Source organism: Aeromonas sp. SER (genome assembly GCF_038739615.1).
GTDB classification, from domain to species: Bacteria; Pseudomonadota; Gammaproteobacteria; order Enterobacterales; family Aeromonadaceae; genus Aeromonas; species Aeromonas jandaei.
Window position 1 is genome coordinate 1 of record NZ_JBCGFC010000012.1, and the last position, 18,157, is coordinate 18,157.

Genomic DNA, 18,157 nt, shown 5'->3' on the forward strand with positions numbered 1-18,157 from the left:
CAGCCACCCATCCCCATCACTGGGCTACAGCCCCACAGGGAAGAGCCATATTGACCACCCCCTCCTCCATCTGGACATCAATGGTAAAGCCGAGTCGTTTGGCGAGGGTCACCATGCCGCGATTGCTCGGCATGGTCATGCTGGATTATTCTGCGTAGAGGAAACAAAGAGGCCTTCCCGTTGGGAAGGCCTCTTTTCTTTATCTATCAAGTGATTGTGACCACTTTGTCGACTAATCAGGGTTTCTCTTTCTTGCCGATGCTTAGACCCAGTTTGATGGATAGTACCGCCAGCAGCAGCAGCATCATGATCAGAGAGAAGAAGTTGCTGCCGAGTTCCGGGTATTGCACCTTGAGCAGGGCCGAGTGGCCGAAGGCGCCGATAAAGAAGCAGAGCAGGGTACAGATGGGGGTATTGCCCACCATGGGTTCATGGCGATAGTGCTGGAACAGCTGATAGGCAGCCAGCCAGAGAGCGATCAGCGGGAAGAAGGAGAAGGGTACGACCGCGTTGGTCAGCACCGCCAGAGACGCATCGCCACAGATGCCGATCAGCATTGCCATGGCGAGCGGTTTTTTGGGGATCACAAGCTGTTCAGTCATATCGTTCTCCGTCCTGTGGTCATGGATGGGGCTCACGGCGCTTCTGGTTCTGTACCTCGGCGCCCATGGCAATCATCCGCAGTTGGCGAATAGTGCGATCGGAGAGTGCCCGGCACTCTTCACTGGTCATGTCGAGCGCATCGGCACCGGCGCTGAATACGATGGTAACCATGGCCTCGGCCTGGATATAGGCATCTTCCCGTGGTGCCTGGGTGGTGGCCTCCAGATAATCGGTCAGCTCGGCAATAAAGTGCTGGATCTCGCGAGCGACAGCCTGACGAAATGCGGCCGAGGTGCCGGAGCGCTCTCGCAGCAACAGCCGGAAGACATTGGGGTTGTTCTCGACGAACTCCATGAAGGTCTGCACCGAGGTGCTGATGACGCTGCCGCCACCGGCAATGCGCTGGCGTGCCTGGCGCATCAGCTGACGCAGAGTCAGACCGCCCTCATCGACCAGGGTCAGGCCCAACTCTTCCATATCGCGAAAATGGCGATAGAAGGAGGTGGGGGCGATACCCGCTTCACGAGCCACTTCCCGCAGGCTGAGATTGGAGAAACTCCGGTTGGCGCACAGTTGGCTGAATGCAGCATCGATCAATGTACGCCGGGTTTTTTCTTTTTGTTGAGCGCGAATACCCACGAAATCAGTCACCTTCAGCTTAACGAGGACAAATGATAACCCGAAGGCGCCTCAGGATCAGGTTTGTATCCTACTTTTTTACCATTGACCCTGGTGAAGTCGCCATGGAAAATGGCTAACAGCTGTTCGCTGAAAGGATGCAAGAAGATGGCTAGACCCCCGATTATTCTCACCAATACCCTGTTGTTCTCTCTCTCCGGACTGGTGGCGCTGGTTGCCGTGCCCTGGTATGGGATGAGCCACGGTTACGATCTCTGGCAGTGGGCCACGTTCCTGCTGCTGTTCTGTTTGAGCGGGCTCTCGATCACGGCGGGCTATCACCGCCTCTGGTCACACAAGGCTTACAAGGCTCATCCGGCGTTGCAGTGGCTGTTTGCCATCGGTGGTGCGCTGGCGTTGCAGAACTCGGCGCTGCATTGGTCGGCGGATCATCGCCGCCATCATCGTCATGTGGATGACAACGACAAGGATCCCTATAGCGCGGGGCGTGGCTTCTGGTACTCCCATATCGGCTGGATGCTGCGGGAGTATCAGGGGGAACAATATGGTGATTACAGCAATGTGCGGGATTTGCAGAACAACCCTGTGGTCAGGTTTCAGCATCGCCACTATCTGGCGCTGGTGCTGGCGACCAATCTGGGCCTGCCGCTGCTGTTTGGTCTGATCCACGGAGATCTGCTCGGCATGTTGTTGCTGGCGGGCGTCTTGCGGATGGTGATGACGCACCACACCACTTTCTTTATCAACTCGCTGGCCCATATCTGGGGCAGCCAGCCCTATACGGATCGCAATACTGCCCGCGACAACAGCATCCTGGCCTTTTTCACCTTTGGCGAGGGGTATCACAATTTCCACCATCTGTTCGAGAACGATTACCGCAACGGTATCCAGTGGTGGCAGTTTGATCCGACCAAGTGGCTGATCAGGTTTGCCTCATGGTGCGGGCTGGCGAGAGATCTGCGCTCATCGCCGGAGGAGCGCATCGAGCAGGCCAGGCTGGAGATGCAGCTCAAACGGGCGCAGGCAAGGCTCGTCAAACAGGATGATCGCGAGCTGTGGCAAGCACTGCTGCAGGAGGAGTACGCCAAGCTGAGTCAGCAGTTGCAGCACTACTATGCCAGTCGCAAGCGGCTGCTTGAGCTGCGCAAGCGCAAGGCGCTGGCGCGCTATGACCGCCTCAAGGTGCAGCTGGAATATCGCGCCTTGCGGGATGGTTTCATCGCCAGCAAACGCAACTGGAGTCGCCTGCTGGCAGGTATTGCCAGAGCCCCTGTCTGAACAAGCAGAAAAGAGAAGACCGCCACTTGGCGGTCTTCTCTTTGGTTGAGCCTGCGCGCCGGTTTGGCGCCAGCATCTCTACTTATTCGGGGTGATCCTGCTCTTGCAGCTGGCTCAGGGTCTGTTGTTCCAGCGGGCTGAGCCCCAGTTGCTCACACGCCTGCTCAAAGCTGATCCCCGGATGGCACATCGTGATATCCAATAACGGGAGGGCTAGTTGGCTTGGCTCTGTTGTTGCTGCAACTGATCCAGAGCCTGCTGCTCCTGCTGGCTGAGCCCCAGTTGCTCACACGCCTGCTCAAAGCTGATCCCCGGATGGCACATCATGATATCCAATAACGGGAGGGCTAGTTGGCTTGGCTCTGCTGTTGCTGCAACTGATCCAGAGCCTGCTGCTCCTGCTGGCTGAGCCCCAGTTGCTCACACGCCTGCTCAAAGCTGATCCCCAGATGGCACATCATAATATCGATGGCGGGCAGATAGTTTTTCATAGCTTCTTCCATGGTGATCCTCCAGACCCGTCTCTTATGCCCTGAATGGTATGGCGCGGCAATTAGACTTTAGGCTTAGTCTCACCCTTTGATCCGCCCCCTGCCACTCGGTGGGGGAATTTGTTACCCTGCACCCAGATATAAAAACGGTTGCCGTATGACAGCGAGCAACGGGTGAGGAGCAGGGCATGTTATTGAGTTTCTTGATCATCGCTTCCGGTTGGTGGCACATCCGCGCCGCCTATGGTTCAGACAGCCGCCAGTTCTATATCAGCAAGCCGCTGACCATGCTGCTCATCATCGCGCTGGCGTTTGGCTATCAGGGCTATGACCACGATGGTTCCCACGCCTGGATCCTGCTCGGTCTCTGCCTCTCGCTGGCGGGCGATGTGCTGTTGATGCTGCCAAGCGACCGCTTTATTCAGGGCTTGGCGGCATTTCTTGTCGCGCACCTCTGCTACATAGTCGGCTTTGCCCAGGGGCCGCTGGTGCTCAATCTGGTGGATGGCTTGCTGCTCCTGCTCATCGCCGCGCTGGTGTTTGGCCTGTTGTGGGGCAAGCTGGGGGAGATGCGGATCCCGGTCTTCTGCTACATGTTGGTGATTATTGGCATGGCTTGGGTGGCTGCCGGTGCCTGGCACGCTTCGCTCACCGCGGGCAGTGCGGCGGCGTTGGCTGGTGCCCTGATGTTCCTCTTCTCCGACAGCATGTTGGCGCTCGATCGTTTCCGCCGCCCCTTCCCACATGCCAGAGCTTGGGTGATGAGCAGCTACTTTGCCGCCCAGTTCCTGATTGCGGGGTCGCTGGCGGGATGACGCCATGCAGTTGAATGCAGGCAACAGATAAAGAAAAACGGGCGTTGGCCCGTTTTTCTTTTTATTTCCCGGCTGCTTTTCACGCCTCTATCGGCTCGGCATCAGCTTCCCGCGGGGCGGGGGATTTGAGCAGCAGCATCAGACCGCTGGCAACCAGCAGGAAGATCCCCATGATGTAGAAGACCTGGTTGTAGGCCATGATGGCTGCTTCCCGGTTGATGGTGTTGGCGAGTATGGCGTGCGCCTGCTGCTCGGCCAGCTCGGGGCCAGACCCCTGTGCCATCATGCTCTGGGCCAGCTGCAGCAGATAGGTTTGTCCCTCGATACTGCTGGCGGGCAGGGTACTGCCGATCTGGAGCATATGGGTACGGGTGTCGTTGTCGAGCATGGTCGCGATGATGGCGATACCAAAGGCACCACCCAGGTTGCGCAGCACGTTGAGCAGGGTGGAGGAGGAGGGAACCTCGTCATGGCTCAGGCTGGCGGTGGCGACCAAAGAGAGCGGCACCATGATGAAGGGCTGCCCCAGCGCCCGCACGATGAGCGCCTGAATGAGCTGCGGCCCGGCATAGTCGGCACTCATGTTGACGTTCATAAAGCAGCTGACGGCGAAGATGAGAAAGCCGAAGCTCACCAGATAGCGCGGATCGACCTTGTGGGTCAGTTTGGGCACCAGCGGCAGCACCAGCAGCTGGGGCAGCCCCATCCACATCAGCACTTCGCCAATCTCCAGCGCGTTGTAGTTGTGGATCTGGGTCATGTAGAGCGGCAGTACATAGATAGAGCCCATCAAGGCCATCCCGAGGATCAGGTAGGCAAAACAGGCGAGGGCAAAGCGCGGGTTGTGCAGCAGCCGCAGGTTGACCAGCGGGTGGCGGCGCAGCAGTTGGCTGATGACGAAGAAGACCAGCGAGACGACCGAGATGATGGTCAGGCGCACGATGAAGGTCGAGCCGAACCAGTCCTCCCGGTTACCCTCCTCCAGCACCACCTCCAGCACGCCCAGACCAAGCGCCATGGTGACGATGCCGATAAGGTCGACCCGCTTGATCACCTCCCAGTCCACCGCCTTCTTGTCCAGCCCGTGCGCCAGCATGGCCATCACCAGCAGTCCCGGCGGGACGTTGAGATAGAAGATGTAGTGCCACGACATCTGCTCGGTGAGCCAGCCGCCGAGGGTTGGGCCGATGGCCGGGGCGAAGGTGGCACAGAGACCGAACAGCGCCATGCCGGTAGCCCGCTTCTGCAGCGGCAGCAGGGTGACGATGAGGGAGAAGGCCATCGGGATAAGTGCCCCGCCGGTGAAGCCCTGCATTGCCCGGAAGACGATCATGCTGGTGAGGTTCCAGCTGAAGGAGCAGAGCACGGAGGAGACGATAAAGGCGCCCGTGGTCCACAGCAGGTAGCGGCGCACGCTCAGCCCCCGGCTCAGCCAGCCACTAAGGGGGATGGCGATCATCTCCGCCACCAGATAGGAGGTGGAGATCCAGGAGCTTTCGCTCAGGGTGGCAGAGAGCGCCCCCTGAATGTCCTTCAGGGAGGCGTTGGTTATCTGGATATCGAGGATGGCCATGAAGGCGCCGATAAGGCCGCCGATGACCGCGATCCAGTGGCGACGTGGAATGGGTTCCATCAGTTGGCGGCCGTCATGGCATCAGGAGTACGGGTATCTACCGTCACTTCGCTGGAGAGACCCGGCAGCAGCTTGCCGGCGAGCTGACCCGGCTCGGGGATACGGATTTTGACTGGTACCCGCTGCACAATCTTGGTGAAGTTGCCGGTGGCATTCTCCGGTGGCAGCAGGGCGAACTTGGCACCGGTGGCTGGCGCCAGACTGTCGATGACCCCCTCGACTGGCTGATCCGGATAGGCATCAAGCACCACTTCGACCTTCTGGCCGGGCTGCATATGGGCGAGCTGGGTCTCCTTGAAGTTCGCCTCGACCCACACCTGTTGCAGCGGCACCAGACTGGCGACCTGCATGCCGGACTGGACGTAGAGCCCCTCCCGCAGGCTGCGCTTGCCGATGATGCCATCGGCTGGTGCCCGCAGCTCGGTGTAGCCGAGCTCCAGCCTGGCCTGATCCAGCTGTGCTTCACTCAGGGCCAACTTGGCCTGATTCTGCTTGGCTTCGGCATCAAGTACCAGCAGCCGTTCGCGGGCGGCCTGCAGGGCGGCCTTGGCCTCTTGTGCCTGTGCCTGATTGACCTGCAGACCAGCCCGCACTTCATCCAGACTGTCTTGCGAGCTGTAGTGGCGCTGGTTGAGCTGGCTGATCCGGTTTACCTGCTGGCTGGCGCGCAGCTGCTCGGCCTTGGCGGAGGCAACCTTGGCTTCGGCCTGCTGGATCAGGCTCAGCTGCTGGATGCGGGTCGCGGCCAGATTCTCGGCGGTTGCCTGATTGAGGCGCAGATCGGCCTCGGCCTCCGCGACCTTGGTCTTGTATTCGCGATCATCGAGGCGGGCGATGAGCTGGCCTGCTTTGACCGGCTGGTTGTCGGTCACCAGCACTTCGCTGATATAGCCGGGCAGCTTGGAGCTGATCCCGGTTACCTCGCTCTGGAGATAGGCGTTATCGGTGCTCTCGAAATAGCGGCCATGGAGATACCAGTAGGCGGAGAAGAGGAGAGCGAGCAGGGCCAGGATCATGGCGGCCAGGAGAGGGATTTTCTTGTGTTGACTCATTTTGGAGATTCCTGAACGTAAGGGGCGCAGGCTAACACTGCTCGACTGTTTCGATTAGTATTGGTTCACGAGATATACAGTTTCACAGGTGCAACAATGGACCTAAATGCTGCGTTAATTCTGGTACGAATTGTCGACAAGGGCTCGTTTACTGCCGCAGCCCAGGAGCTGGGCATGACCAAGGCGATGGTCAGCCGGCGGATTGCCGAGCTGGAACAGCGGCTCGGGGTGCGGCTGCTCTATCGCTCCACCCGTCAGCTCACCCTGACCGAGGAGGGGGAGAAGTACTATCGGCACTGCAGCAAGGCGGTGGAGGCATTGACGGAAGCGGAGCTGATGTTGAGCGCCAGCCAGCAAGAGGTGACCGGCACTCTCAAGATGGCCGTGCCCATAGAGACGGGTCAGTTGGTGGTCGGGCGCCTGGTCGCCAAGTTTTTACAGGCCTATCCCGGCCTGCAGGTGGAGCTGGAGCTGACCAACCGGGTGGTTGACCCCATCAGCGAAGGGCTGGATGCGGTGGTGCGGATCGGCGATATGAGCGATTCCAATCTGGCCGCACGCCGCCTATGGAGCACCGGGAAGCTGCTCTGTGCCAGTCCGGCCTATCTGGCGCGCAGCCCGGCGATCAAGCGGCCGGAGGATCTGGCCAACCATGAGCGGGTGACGGTGAGCAACGGCTTTCTCGCTTCCCACTGGTGCTTCGAGCTGGATGGCAAAGAGGTGCTGGTTGACCCTCCCTCCCGTTTTCGGGTCAATAATATTACCTGTGCCCGCGAGGCGGCCAAGGCGGGTCTCGGACTGGCCTCGATCCCGGCCATGCTCTGTCAGGAGGAGCTGGCCAGCGGCGAGCTGGTCGCGGTGCTGCCAGAGTGGCAGCAACCCAAGGTGTCGATCTACCTGCTGTTTCCGGAGCGACAACTTATGCCGCGTAAATTGCGGGCGTTCATCGATTTCATGGTGGAGAACGGGGCCGAGTTCGGCATCGACAAGCTGCTGTAAGGGGGAGCTATGGATAACTGGATCAATCTCTATCGCGCCTCTCACACTCTGGAGGCTCATGCTCTCAAAGGGGCGCTGGAGGCGGAAGGGGTGCCGGTACGCCTCAATGGCGACGGTCTGTCAGGGGCTTTTGGCGAGCTGGCGGCGGATCTGCTGCAGGTGACCCTGATGGTACGCGCCGAGGATCGCAGCAAGGCAGGGCGGGTGATCGAACGCTATCAGCAGCGCCAGGGTAACGGCTGGCTGTGCGGTCAGTGCGGGGAGGAGAACGGCGCCAACTTCGAAGTGTGCTGGCGCTGCCATCACGATCCCCACGACAACTGATCCTCCCTAGCGCAGGGGGACGTCGATATCTTCCCCGGCGTGTTCATCGTGATAGGTCGCCAGATCCAGCTCATTTTCGCTGCGGGCGATCAGTACGGAAACCAGAATATCCCCCGAGACGTTGACCGCGGTGCGCGCCATGTCGAGCACCCGGTCAATCCCCGCAATCAGTGCAACCCCTTCCAGCGGCAGTCCGACCGCAGTCAGCGTAAGCGTCAGCAGCATCAACCCGGTGCCAGGAGTGCCTGCGGTGCCGATACTGGCCAGGGTGGCGATGCTGATGATGGTCAGGTAGTCCACCAGATGCAGATCCACGCCGAATGCCTGTGCCACAAACAGGGCCGTGACCCCCTGATAGAGCGCCGTGCCATCCATGTTGATGGTGGCGCCGATGGGCAGCACCTTGGCGGTGATGGCGGGTGAGACCCCGAGCCGCTTCTCGGCGCAGGCGAGGCTGATGGGCAGGGTGCTGCTGCTGGAGCTGCTGGTGAAGGCCACCGCCTGGGCATCGACGATGCTCTTGAAGTAGTGGATCGGGTTGAGCCGTGCCAACAGGAGCAGCAGGGTGCTGTAGACCCCGAGTACATGGAGCAGACAACCGAGATAGACGGCGCCGATTACCTTGAGCAGGGGCAGCAGCAGGTCGATGCCATATTTGCTGGTCATCCAGGCCATCAGGGCACAGACCCCGTACGGGGCCAGCGCCATCACCATCTGGGTCAGCTTGAACATCCCCTCCGCCAGCGAGGTGAAGAAGAGGATCGCGGGGCGACCGCGGCGGCCACAGGCATTGAGTGCCACCGCCAGCGCCACGGCAAAGACGATCACCTGCAGGATCTTGCTGTCCACCATCGCCTCGACCGGATTGCTCGGTACCAGATGGCTCAGCACGCTGGCCAGAGTCGGTGGTGTGGTCATGCCGGGTCGTTGGTAAGGGCCCATGTCGGCACCCATGCCGGGTTCCAGCAGCCAGCCCATCATCAGGCCGATGCAGATGGCGATGGCGGTGGAGCAGAGGTAGAGGCAGCTCGCCTTGATACCTATACGATCGAGCGCCTTGCCCTTGAGCAGTGAGGTGAGACCGGCGATAACCGAGCAGAAGATCAGGGGCACCATCAGCATCTGGATGGTGTTGACGAAGAGCACGCCGATGGGTTTGAGCAGCTGAGCCTGCTCCTCGAAGCCGACGCCAAGGGCAACCCCGGTCAGCATGCCGATCAGGGTCTTGAGCCAGAGCGGGCGACGGGTCCAGATCTGCCAGGGTTTGCTTGCCTCTCCATGGAACAGCATGGCGCCAATATCCTTATCAAATGTCTGCGGTGACCAAAAATGGGGCGCTAGTGTAGCGAGCCCTGCAGTGGGTTGCCACATTATCGACAAAGCGGCGTCGCTGGCCACTCTCGCAGCAGGGTAATCCGTTATTTATTGGCCTATATCAAGATCCCTCCGGGCGGGAGAGGATTTAATTGACATTAAATATGTTCATTATTGAGGTGCAAGATGTCGCAATCGGTACATGGTCACGAAGTGATGGAGATGATGCTGGAACAGGATGGTCAATTTACCCGTGCCAGCCTCAAGCAGGCGATGGCGCAGCGGTTTGGTGCCGATGCCCGTTTTCATACCTGCAGCGCCCGCGAGATGGATGCCGAAGAGCTGATCGACTTCCTGGCCGCTCGCGGCAAGTTCATCGAAGCAGGTGAGGGTTTCCAGACCCGAGCCGACAAGATCTGCAATCACGGCTAACCCCCTGGCGAGCGCGTGATGGCGCTCGCTCAACTTCTCGCCCTTTGCTATATTTCGCCCCCTCCCATTTCCCAATTCAAGGCGTAGCCCGGGCGTTGTATGGATACTTTTTCTGCCGCAGTCATGCTGTTTCTGATCATGGACCCGCTGGGCAACCTGCCGGTCTTCCTCTCCATCCTGCGCCATATCGATCCCAAGCGGCGGCGCAAGGTGATGATCCGCGAGCTGCTCTTCTCGCTGGCCATCATGATGCTCTTCCTCTTTGTCGGTCAGCAGATCCTCGGCTTCCTCAACCTGCGACAGGAAGCGGTCAGCATTGCCGGCGGTATCATCCTGTTCCTGATCGCCATCAAGATGATCTTCCCGAGTGAAGGGGGGGTGACCGGACTGGCGGCGGGCGAGGAGCCTTTCCTGGTGCCGATGGCGATCCCGATGATCGCCGGCCCCTCGATCCTCGCCTCGTTGATGCTGCTGGCCAATCAGGAGCCCACCCGCATGGTGGACTGGTCGCTGGCGCTCTTCATGGCATGGGCCGCCAGCGCAGTGATCCTGATGTTCTACGAGGTATTCAACAAGCTGCTGGGTGAGCGTGGACTCACTGCGGTGGAGCGGCTGATGGGGATGCTGCTGGTGATGATCTCCGTGCAGATGCTGCTGGACGGGGTTCACCACTACTTGCAGGTAACGGGCACCCCTTGATCGGCGCGTGACTCCAGCTGACTCAGGATCAGGGTCAGCAGGGTTTCCCGCAGCCAGCGATGGCCGGGATCTTCCTCATGACGCTGATGCCAAATGAGCAGGTGCGAGATGCTGTCCAGCTCGATGGGTAGCGGCAGTTGCAACAGTGGGTAGACCTGGGTCGCGTGACGGGCATAGAGCTTGGATAGGGTGACGATCATATCGGAGTGCATGCCCATCCGCAGCGCTGCTTCGAATGAGGGAACACTCGCCTCGATACGCCGGTAGAGATCGTGCTCTGCCAGCTTGTGATCCAGCATCCAGCGATCCCGCCCTTCGCAGTAGGTCTGGACATGGGGATAGCTGAGGTAGTGGTCGAGATCCCAGCGTGGCTCCTGCAGGGCGGGGTGGTGCTGCTGCACCAGACAGGTGAGGCCATCGATGGCGAGCAGTCGCTGGCAGATGCTGCCGGGCAGGGTATCGAGGCGGTAGTCGGAGTCGATACAGTTCTCCCGTACCGTGAAGGCGATATCCACCTGCCCCTGGCTCATCTCGGTCAGGCTGTTCTCGGTCCACTCCTCATAGCGCAGCCGCAATCTCGGGGCCTGTCGCTTCAGTTCGCTCAGGTAGAGCGGGGCAAACAGGGTGAAGGCGCTGTCCATGCTGGCGATGACGAACTCCCGATCCGAGTTGGCCGGGTCGAACTCCGGCGGCTGGATCAGGTTGTCCAGCGACAGCAGGATGGGTTGCAGCTGCTGTTGCAGCACCAGTGCACGGGGGGTCGGTTCCAGCCCGTAGGCGGAGCGGATAAAGAGGGGATCGTCGAAGGTTTCCCGCAGCCGGCCGAGCGCCTTGCTAACGGCGGATTGACTCAAGTGCAGTCGTCTGGCGGCCTTGCTGCCGTTGCGCTCCTCCAGCAGAACCTGCAGGATAATCAGCAAATTGAGGTCGATGCGACCCAGTTGTTCCAGCAGCATGATATGAATCCCCTTCAATTCTAAGATGAATTTATACCATTTGTTTTCATATCTTGGCGATCTTATCCTCGAATGGTCTCAGGTTCGCATGAACCACTGGTACAGGATGTAGCGGTTGAGGGGACACGTAGCACAATCAATATGGCGACCTTCGGGTCGCCCTATTTTTTGTAGTGATTTATTTGCTCACTTGCACCCGCCTTGATTTTGCCCAACAATTCTTGCGCTCTGTTTTGATACAACTGATAGATATCTCTCTTTGAGGAGCATCCCTATGGGACTCGGTGGAATTCATATCTGGCACATGTTGATCCTCTTGTTGGTGGTTGTGCTGGTGTTTGGTAGCAAGCGTCTGGCCAGTGCGGGTGAGGATCTGGGAACCGCCATCAGGGATTTTCGTAAAGCCATGCGTGACGATGAGAGTCATCCGAAATAAGCAGTAGGAGTAAAAGTATGTCTGTTGACGAGAAAGTTGAACTGAACGAAACCTGCGACAGCTGTGGCTGTTTTGCCGAGATCGGCACCATCATCGGTGAAGGCGATGATGTGATGGAACTGGTGATCGAAGCCGCTGCCGAGGCTGATGCCCGTGCCAAGCTGGCTGCCTATGAAGCGCTGGCCAAGCAGGTGACTGCCGAAGCCAAGAGCAGCAGTGAACTGACCCAGGGCGCCAACGGCGTGATCCTGAAAGCCCGCCTGCAATTTACCTGCACCGCCGAAAAACTGATCTTCGAAATGCGGGCCCGCTCTATCTGAGCCCTCTGATGACGCGGCAGGCTGGTCCTGCCGTGTTGACCCTTCTGCTGTGGGTCTGCGTTCTATAGTTACTCTATCCCACAGACGGTTTTGCCCGGCGCGAGTCGGCCAACAGAAGGCGACAACATCATGATGCGGCACTGGATCTGGGGCCTGCTGGCTCTCTGGTCTCTCCCCTTGCTGGCGGCCGATCTCAAGCCTCAGCGTCTTCCCCAACCCGGGGATCTCGAATCCATTTTGCAAAAGCGCGAGCTCAGGGCTCTGGTGGTCTATGAGCGCGGTTTCTATTTCCTCGACAAGGGTGCCCAGTACGGCATTCTGGTCAATCAGCTGCAAGGGTTCGAGCGCTGGCTGAACAAGACCTATCTTGCCAGGGAGAAGGTGCCGCTCAAGGTGGTCTATATCCCGGTTCGGCAGGACAAGCTGCTCGATTATCTGGCGGAGGGGCGCGGCGATCTGGTGGCTGCAAACATGACTGTGACTCCCACCCGGCGCGAACAGGTGACCTTCTCCCGGCCGCTGATCTCCTCCATCGAGGAGTGGGTGGTCAGCCAGAACACGCTGCCCGCCTTCAACCGCATTACCCAGCTCTCCGGCCGGCGGGTTTGGGTGCGCGCTAGCTCCAGCTATTGCGAGAGTCTGCGCCAGCTCAACTGGTTGTTTCGCGAGTTGGGGCTGCCTCCTGTCTATATCGAGACGGTGCCCGAGTATCTGCAGGATGGCGATCTGCTGGAGATGGTGGCGGCCGGCATCATTCCGCTGACGGTGACCGACAGCTACAAGGGGCGGATCTGGCTGGGGGGGATGATCTCCGGCCTCAAGGCGCACAAGCTGATCCCCCTGCGCAGCAAGGGCACCAGTGCCTGGGCGCTGCGCAAGAACAGCCCGGACCTGCTCAAAGCGGTCAACCGCTATCTGGCGGGGGCCAGTCGCAACAGTCTCTATAGCGACATGACCCTGCGCCGCCTGCTGGCGCGCAGCGACCAGATGAGCAACATACTGGCACCTGACCCCATGGGACGGCTGGCAACCATTCGCAAGGTACTGGAGAAGTATGCCAAGCAGTATGAGCTGGACTGGCTGATGCTGGCTGCGCTGGCATACAAGGAGTCCGGTCTCAACCCCGCTATCCGCTCCGAGAAGGGGGCTGTCGGTATCATGCAGCTGCTGCCCAGCACCGGTCGCGAGGTCAATATCACGGGGGCCAGACTGACGACGCTGGATGGCAACGTCGAGGCGGCCTGCCGTTATCTGCGCCTGATCCTCGATACCTACTTCAACGATCCAAATCTGGATCTGCTCAACCGTCACCTCTTTGCGCTCGCGGCCTACAATGCCGGGCCGAACCGGGTTCAGGCCTTGCGGGACAAGGCGGGCAAGCTGGGGCTGGATCCCAATGTCTGGTTCGGCAACGTGGATCAGCTGGTGGCCAACGAGGTGGGGCAGGGGCCGATCAACTATGTCGGTACCATCTACAAGTACTATGTTGGCTATCGCTTCAGCCTGCCCCAGATCGAGGGCAAGGCTGCGGCTATCGAAGCGGCTCAGCCATGAGCCGATTGACCGGTTGAGCCTCCGGCGTGGTCGGTAGCGGCCAGCCACCATCCCTGTGCAGCAAGAACCAGTGGGCCGACTCGGTGCCGGGTGTTTGATCCGGCTGGTGGAGCTGGCCCAGATAGCGCAGCATAGGGGTATCGTGCAGTTCCATAGCAACTCCCTGTTTCGAGATACGAAAAGTGTCGATATACGAAGAGGCTTGCTGCGTTATGACACCTGGCCATGACAGCAGGATGACAAGATGATCCCCGGATCCTTTGCCCTGATCGACGACCCGGCCCTGGCGCTCAAGGTGCGCAGCCAGTGGATCCGCTCCGCCCGCGAGCAGATCCAGGCGCAGTATTACAGCTGGGAGGAGGACAGCAGCGGCAAGCTGCTGCTGGGCGAGCTGCTCCATGCCGCCCGGCGCGGAGTCAGGGTGCAGCTGCTGGTAGATGACCTCTATGCCGGGGACAACCGCTTTCTGGAGATGGTGGCTCACTATCCCGGTATCGAGGTGCGGCTGTTCAACCCCTTCTGGTTAAGGGGCTGGCGGCCGCTGGCCCTGCTGCTGGAGGGGCTCTTCACCTTTCGCCGCATCAATCACCGGATGCACAACAAGCTGCTGCTGGTGGATGGCAAGCTGGCGCTTATCGGTGGCCGCAATATTGGTGATCGATATTTCGGGCTGGACCCGGAAGCTCCTTTCGTGGATCTCGATCTTGCCTGTCAGGGGGCCATTTGCGAGCAGATGGCGGCGGGGTTTGCCCAGTTCTGGCAGAGCCGCTGGAGCCACCCTATCCGCCATCTCTTGCGCCGCAGATTGCAGCCCGCCGAAATTCGTGTGGTCAACGATTTCCTCCTCACCATGGCGGATCCCGCGGTCGCTGCCGTTTATGATCTGCCTGTCTCCCTGTTTGACGGCAACGAGCCTGCGCTTGTGTGGCATAACGGTCGGGCCGAGGTCTGGTTTGACCGGCCCGGCAAAGGGTTGGTTTCCCGCCCGGTGACCGCTCGCCAGCTCTGGCGGCAGTTGGCGGATGCTCCCTCCACGCTCCGCATGGTGACTCCCTATCTGATCCTAACGGGCGGTTTTCGGCGCCGTTTGCAGCGGTTGCGTCGGCAGGGTGTGGTGATTGAGATCCTCACCAACTCGCTGGCCAGCACGGATGTGCCGCTGGTGCACGGGGCCTACCAGCGTCACAGGGGCTGGTTGCTGCGTCAGGGGATCCGGTTGTACGAGTTTGATCAGGGGCAAAGCAGCCTGCACGCCAAACTGATCCTGTTGGGAGAGGATCGCGCCCTGTTTGGCAGCCTCAACCTCGATCCCCGCTCGCTCTTTCTCAATACCGAACTGATGCTGCAGCTGGAGTGTGCGCCCATCTGCAAGCAGTTGCAGGCGTGGTTGTTGCAGTGGCAAGGACAGGGTGAACCACGCAAAGCGGAAGGGTGGTCACGGCGTCTGGTTGCCAGGCTCAGCGACTGGTTGCCACTACATCGCTGGTTGTGAACTGGCCATTTTTTGTGCGAGATCTCGCAAAGGTGTGTAGGTCTTTGCCGATGCACATCGCGGGTGAATAGCCATAAGAGAGTCTATCTAACTGTTTTATAACCAGTTCATGGTGGTGATAAGGCTGTTTTTTGTACCGGCATGTGAATGGATTGGGCATAAAATCGTTTTTTATTTTGTTTTTCTGCGTAATATTTCAGTTGCAAGGACAAACACGGTGGCTTGCTGCCGTGTGGAAGAGGGTTGTAACGGGTTGCTGGTCACTTGTATCACTGCAACTGGCGCTGACTTCTGATGGGTAGCGAACTTTCGGGAGGTTCGGAGAGGCGCCCGCGACGACCGGATTCCAATATGGAACATGCTTATTTGCGAGGGGGTGACATGGATATGTCACCCCACTTTTTTTCTGGCTGAAGGCGGGGGTTATCCCCTGGTATCAGCGCTTCAAAAAAGAGGGCCGCTGTCGCGGCCCTCTCTCATTTCTCATGCAGATGCGGGAATCCATCAGCTTGCGCTGACCGCCACGCGGCGGCGCTGCAACCAGACGATGGCGCCAAACAGCAGGAAGCCCGGGATCCACATCAGCTCTTTGCGCCAGCGGTCGGTTGGCGCCTTGACCGCCAGGATCTCCTGATCGAACTCCAACCCCATGGCGGCGGCCGGGCTGCCGAAGGCGACGCTGTCGATCAGCGTCTTGCCATCCTGCTCATAGAGGGTGAGCCCCAGATTGGCCAGCCGCTCTTCACCCGTGGCCCCTTCCGGTACGGGCACCAGCAGGGTGAACTGACGCGGCTTGCCGACCGCATCCTCTCCCATGAGCCGGACGCGCAGGGGGCTCTCCGCTTCCACCTCACCCATGGTCTGGGCCAGCTGGGCAGGCGGTGTCTGGCGATAGGGATCGTGGGCCAGATCCATCCAGAAGCCGGGGCGGAACAGGGTAAAGGCGACCAGCAGCAGCAGGATGCTCTCGTACCAGCGGCTCTTCACCAGAAAATAACCTTGAGTCGCCGCGGCGAAGATCAGCATGGCAATGGTGGCCACGATGAAGATCAGCACCCCGTGGGCGAAGTCCACGTTGATGAGCAGCAGGTCGGTATTGAAGATGAAGAGGAATGGCAGCGCTGCGGTGCGCAGGCTGTAATAAAAGGCGGTGAGACCGGTACGGATGGGATCCCCTTTTGACACGGCCGCTGCCGCAAAGGAGGCCAGACCCACCGGTGGCGTCACATCGGCCATGATGCCGAAGTAGAAGACGAACAGATGCACCGCGATCAGCGGCACGATCAGCCCGTTCTGCTGCCCGAGGGTCACCACTACCGGTGCCAGCAGGCTGGAGACCACTATGTAGTTGGCGGTGGTCGGCAGCCCCATACCGAGGATCAGGCTGAGCAGGGCGGTCAGCAGCAGCATCAGCAGCAGATTGCCCATGGAGAGCATCTCCACCAGATCTGCCAGTACCAACCCGACGCCGGTCTGGGAGACGGCACCGACTATGATCCCCGCCGTAGCGGTCGCAATACCGATGCCGATCATGTTGCGGGCACCGGCAACCAGTCCCTCGCGCAGATCGACCATGCCGTCGTTGAAGGTGCCATAGTCGTGCTTGCCGTCGCGGCGCAGCCAGTTAAGCAGCGGTCGCTGGGTCAGCAGGATAATCACCAGCATCACCGTGCCCCAGAAGGCGGAGAGGCCGGGCGAGAGGCGTTCCACCATCAGGCACCACACCAGCACCACCACCGGCAGCAGGAAGTGAAGGCCGGAGAGCAGCACGGTACGGGTGTTGGGCAACTCTTCAAGGGGCTTGTCCGGATCTTCCGCCGGCAGGGGGTCATTGCTGGCTGCGATCTTCAGCAGACCCAGATAGGCGATGGCCAGCAGCAGGCCGATACCGGGCAGGGCATAGTCGCCCAGCGCCGGTTTGAGCCAGCCCAAGCCATAGTAGACCGCCATCGACAGTCCGCTGATGAGGGCCGCGCCAAAGGCAAAGCCGGTCAGACGGTGCAGCCAGGGTTTCGGCTGATGGTTGCCGATGGGCTGCATGCCGAGCTTGAGCGCCTCCAGATGGACGATGTAGAGCAGCGCTATGTAGGAGATGGCCGCAGGCAGAAAGGCGTGCTTGATGATCTCCACATAGGGGATGCCCACGTATTCAACCATCAGGAAAGCCGCGGCCCCCATCACTGGCGGCATGATCTGGCCGTTGACCGATGAGGCCACTTCAACCGCGCCCGCCTTCTCTTTCGAGAACCCCACCCGTTTCATCATGGGAATGGTGAAGGTGCCGGTAGTGACTACGTTGGCGATGGAGGAGCCGGAGATGAGGCCGGTGAGGCCGGAGGCAACTACCGCCGCCTTGGCCGGGCCGCCGCGCAGGTGACCCAGCAGGCTGAAGGCGAGCTGGATGAAGTAGTGGCCGGCACCAGCCCGCTCCAGCAAGGCGCCGAACAGCACGAACAGGAAGACGAAGCTGGTGGAGACGCCGAGGGCGATGCCAAAAACCCCCTCGGTGGTGATCCACTGGTGGTTGGCCAGCGCAGTGAAGCTCACTCCGCGGTGGGCCAGCAGCCCCGGCATCCAGGAGCCCGCCAGACTGTAGGTGAGAAAGACGATGGCGATGACCGCCAGCGCCGGCCCCAGCGCACGACGCGCCGCTTCGAGCAGCAAAGGTATGCCGATACAGGCCGTCACCAGATCGGCGGTGGTGAGGTTGCCCGGTCGCTGGGCCAGTGCCTGATACATCACGAAGAGGTAGGAGGCCGCGCCGGCCGCGATCAGGGCGAGGGCGATATCGCTAAAGGGGACCCGATCTCGCGGTGAGGTGCGAAACGCCGGAAACACCAGAAATGCCAGCAGCAGGGCAAAGGTGAGGTGAATGGAGCGGGTTTCGGTGTCATTGAGCACGCCAAAGCCGAGCATGAAGGGGAGCGGCGAGGCGATCCAGAGCTGGAACAGTGACCAGGCCAGCGCCAGCAGGGTGATGATGCCACCCATGGCACCAGCAGGGAGCCGTGCGCCCACATCCTGGGCGATCAGCTCCTCGGTAGAGAGTTGTTTGTCTTGCATAGGGTTAATTTGTGCCCACCAGTACAACAAGAGCGACACCCGCCCCCGCAATCAGGG

The 18,157-nt window shown here is 60.1% G+C and carries 20 protein-coding genes; 10 read left to right on the top strand and 10 right to left on the bottom strand.

What is annotated here, in order from left to right; translation table 11 throughout:
• Positions 1-16 precede the first annotated feature (16 nt).
• The 3 genes from AAHA41_RS16655 to fabR all read right to left on the bottom strand — a co-directional run bounded on the left by AAHA41_RS16655 (position 17) and on the right by fabR (position 1,242).
• A complete protein-coding gene (locus AAHA41_RS16655) occupies positions 17-139 on the bottom strand; it encodes a hypothetical protein (protein WP_323069376.1) in 123 nt (40 codons plus the stop codon).
• A gap of 97 nt (positions 140-236) precedes the next feature.
• A complete protein-coding gene (locus AAHA41_RS16660) occupies positions 237-602 on the bottom strand; it encodes a YijD family membrane protein (protein ID WP_042032290.1) in 366 nt (121 codons plus the stop codon).
• Positions 603-621: 19 nt separating this feature from the next.
• A complete protein-coding gene (gene fabR / locus AAHA41_RS16665; protein WP_033112608.1) occupies positions 622-1,242 on the bottom strand; it encodes an HTH-type transcriptional repressor FabR in 621 nt (206 codons plus the stop codon).
• Positions 1,243-1,389: 147 nt separating this feature from the next.
• Here fabR and AAHA41_RS16670 point away from each other — a divergent pair, with 147 nt between their 5' ends.
• Positions 1,390-2,520, top strand: coding sequence for a fatty acid desaturase (locus tag AAHA41_RS16670; RefSeq protein ID WP_323069377.1), 1,131 nt, complete (start codon positions 1,390-1,392; stop codon positions 2,518-2,520).
• Positions 2,521-2,867: 347 nt separating this feature from the next.
• On the opposite strand, the gene AAHA41_RS16675 is transcribed toward AAHA41_RS16670, so the two are convergent.
• Positions 2,868-3,011, bottom strand: coding sequence for a hypothetical protein (locus AAHA41_RS16675; RefSeq protein ID WP_162182404.1), 144 nt, complete (start codon positions 3,009-3,011; stop codon positions 2,868-2,870).
• A gap of 188 nt (positions 3,012-3,199) precedes the next feature.
• On the opposite strand from AAHA41_RS16675, the gene AAHA41_RS16680 reads away from it, so the two are divergent.
• Positions 3,200-3,826: a lysoplasmalogenase gene (locus AAHA41_RS16680; RefSeq protein ID WP_041209586.1), complete on the top strand. Its 627-nt coding sequence runs from the start codon at positions 3,200-3,202 to the stop codon at positions 3,824-3,826.
• A gap of 79 nt (positions 3,827-3,905) precedes the next feature.
• On the opposite strand, the gene AAHA41_RS16685 is transcribed toward AAHA41_RS16680, so the two are convergent.
• Positions 3,906-5,459 carry a DHA2 family efflux MFS transporter permease subunit gene (locus AAHA41_RS16685; RefSeq protein WP_323069378.1) on the bottom strand — a complete coding sequence of 518 codons (1,554 nt, stop codon included), beginning with the start codon at positions 5,457-5,459 and terminating at the stop codon, positions 3,906-3,908.
• On the bottom strand, positions 5,459-6,511 hold the full coding sequence (locus AAHA41_RS16690; RefSeq protein WP_323069379.1) for an HlyD family secretion protein: 1,053 nt from the start codon (positions 6,509-6,511) through the stop codon (positions 5,459-5,461). The genes AAHA41_RS16685 and AAHA41_RS16690 overlap by 1 nt, the downstream gene beginning before the upstream one ends.
• Before the next feature lie 96 nt (positions 6,512-6,607).
• Between AAHA41_RS16690 and AAHA41_RS16695 the strand changes: the two genes are divergently transcribed.
• Positions 6,608-7,510 (top strand): LysR family transcriptional regulator, encoded by a 903-nt coding sequence (locus AAHA41_RS16695; protein ID WP_041209589.1) that lies wholly within the window; start codon positions 6,608-6,610, stop codon positions 7,508-7,510.
• A 9-nt stretch (positions 7,511-7,519) separates the two neighbouring features.
• The gene (locus AAHA41_RS16700; RefSeq protein WP_042032285.1) at positions 7,520-7,834 is read left to right on the top strand and encodes a DUF2007 domain-containing protein; all 315 of its coding nucleotides are present in this window, start codon (positions 7,520-7,522) and stop codon (positions 7,832-7,834) included.
• Positions 7,835-7,840: 6 nt separating this feature from the next.
• On the opposite strand, the gene AAHA41_RS16705 is transcribed toward AAHA41_RS16700, so the two are convergent.
• Complete coding sequence (locus AAHA41_RS16705) at positions 7,841-9,124, bottom strand: dicarboxylate/amino acid:cation symporter (RefSeq protein WP_041209590.1); 1,284 nt, start codon at positions 9,122-9,124, stop codon at positions 7,841-7,843.
• 210 nt (positions 9,125-9,334) lie between these two features.
• Between AAHA41_RS16705 and AAHA41_RS16710 the strand changes: the two genes are divergently transcribed.
• Complete coding sequence (locus AAHA41_RS16710) at positions 9,335-9,580, top strand: YecH family metal-binding protein (RefSeq protein WP_323069382.1); 246 nt, start codon at positions 9,335-9,337, stop codon at positions 9,578-9,580.
• A 99-nt stretch (positions 9,581-9,679) separates the two neighbouring features.
• Entirely contained in the window at positions 9,680-10,279 is a 600-nt protein-coding gene (locus AAHA41_RS16715; protein ID WP_041209591.1) for a YhgN family NAAT transporter, read from the top strand.
• Here the strand turns inward: AAHA41_RS16715 and AAHA41_RS16720 are convergent.
• Positions 10,252-11,235, bottom strand: coding sequence for a LysR substrate-binding domain-containing protein (locus AAHA41_RS16720; protein WP_071914057.1), 984 nt, complete (start codon positions 11,233-11,235; stop codon positions 10,252-10,254). The two genes, AAHA41_RS16715 and AAHA41_RS16720, sit on opposite strands and share 28 nt — an antisense overlap.
• Before the next feature lie 274 nt (positions 11,236-11,509).
• Between AAHA41_RS16720 and tatA the strand changes: the two genes are divergently transcribed.
• From tatA to AAHA41_RS16735, 3 genes are all read left to right on the top strand, one after another.
• Positions 11,510-11,671 (top strand): twin-arginine translocase TatA/TatE family subunit, encoded by a 162-nt coding sequence (gene tatA, locus AAHA41_RS16725; protein ID WP_104016448.1) that lies wholly within the window; start codon positions 11,510-11,512, stop codon positions 11,669-11,671.
• Positions 11,672-11,688: 17 nt separating this feature from the next.
• Positions 11,689-11,991: a YfcZ/YiiS family protein gene (locus AAHA41_RS16730; protein WP_033112596.1), complete on the top strand. Its 303-nt coding sequence runs from the start codon at positions 11,689-11,691 to the stop codon at positions 11,989-11,991.
• A 129-nt stretch (positions 11,992-12,120) separates the two neighbouring features.
• The gene (locus AAHA41_RS16735; RefSeq protein WP_041209593.1) at positions 12,121-13,545 is read left to right on the top strand and encodes a lytic transglycosylase F; all 1,425 of its coding nucleotides are present in this window, start codon (positions 12,121-12,123) and stop codon (positions 13,543-13,545) included.
• Here AAHA41_RS16735 and AAHA41_RS16740 read toward each other — a convergent pair.
• Positions 13,523-13,699 carry a hypothetical protein gene (locus AAHA41_RS16740; RefSeq protein ID WP_167335508.1) on the bottom strand — a complete coding sequence of 59 codons (177 nt, stop codon included), beginning with the start codon at positions 13,697-13,699 and terminating at the stop codon, positions 13,523-13,525. The genes AAHA41_RS16735 and AAHA41_RS16740 overlap by 23 nt on opposite strands.
• 90 nt (positions 13,700-13,789) lie before the next feature.
• Here AAHA41_RS16740 and AAHA41_RS16745 point away from each other — a divergent pair, with 90 nt between their 5' ends.
• Positions 13,790-15,037 (top strand): phospholipase D family protein, encoded by a 1,248-nt coding sequence (locus tag AAHA41_RS16745; protein WP_323069386.1) that lies wholly within the window; start codon positions 13,790-13,792, stop codon positions 15,035-15,037.
• 504 nt (positions 15,038-15,541) lie between these two features.
• Here AAHA41_RS16745 and AAHA41_RS16750 read toward each other — a convergent pair.
• Entirely contained in the window at positions 15,542-18,100 is a 2,559-nt protein-coding gene (locus tag AAHA41_RS16750) for a TRAP transporter permease (RefSeq protein WP_323069388.1), read from the bottom strand.
• Positions 18,101-18,157 lie beyond the last annotated feature (57 nt).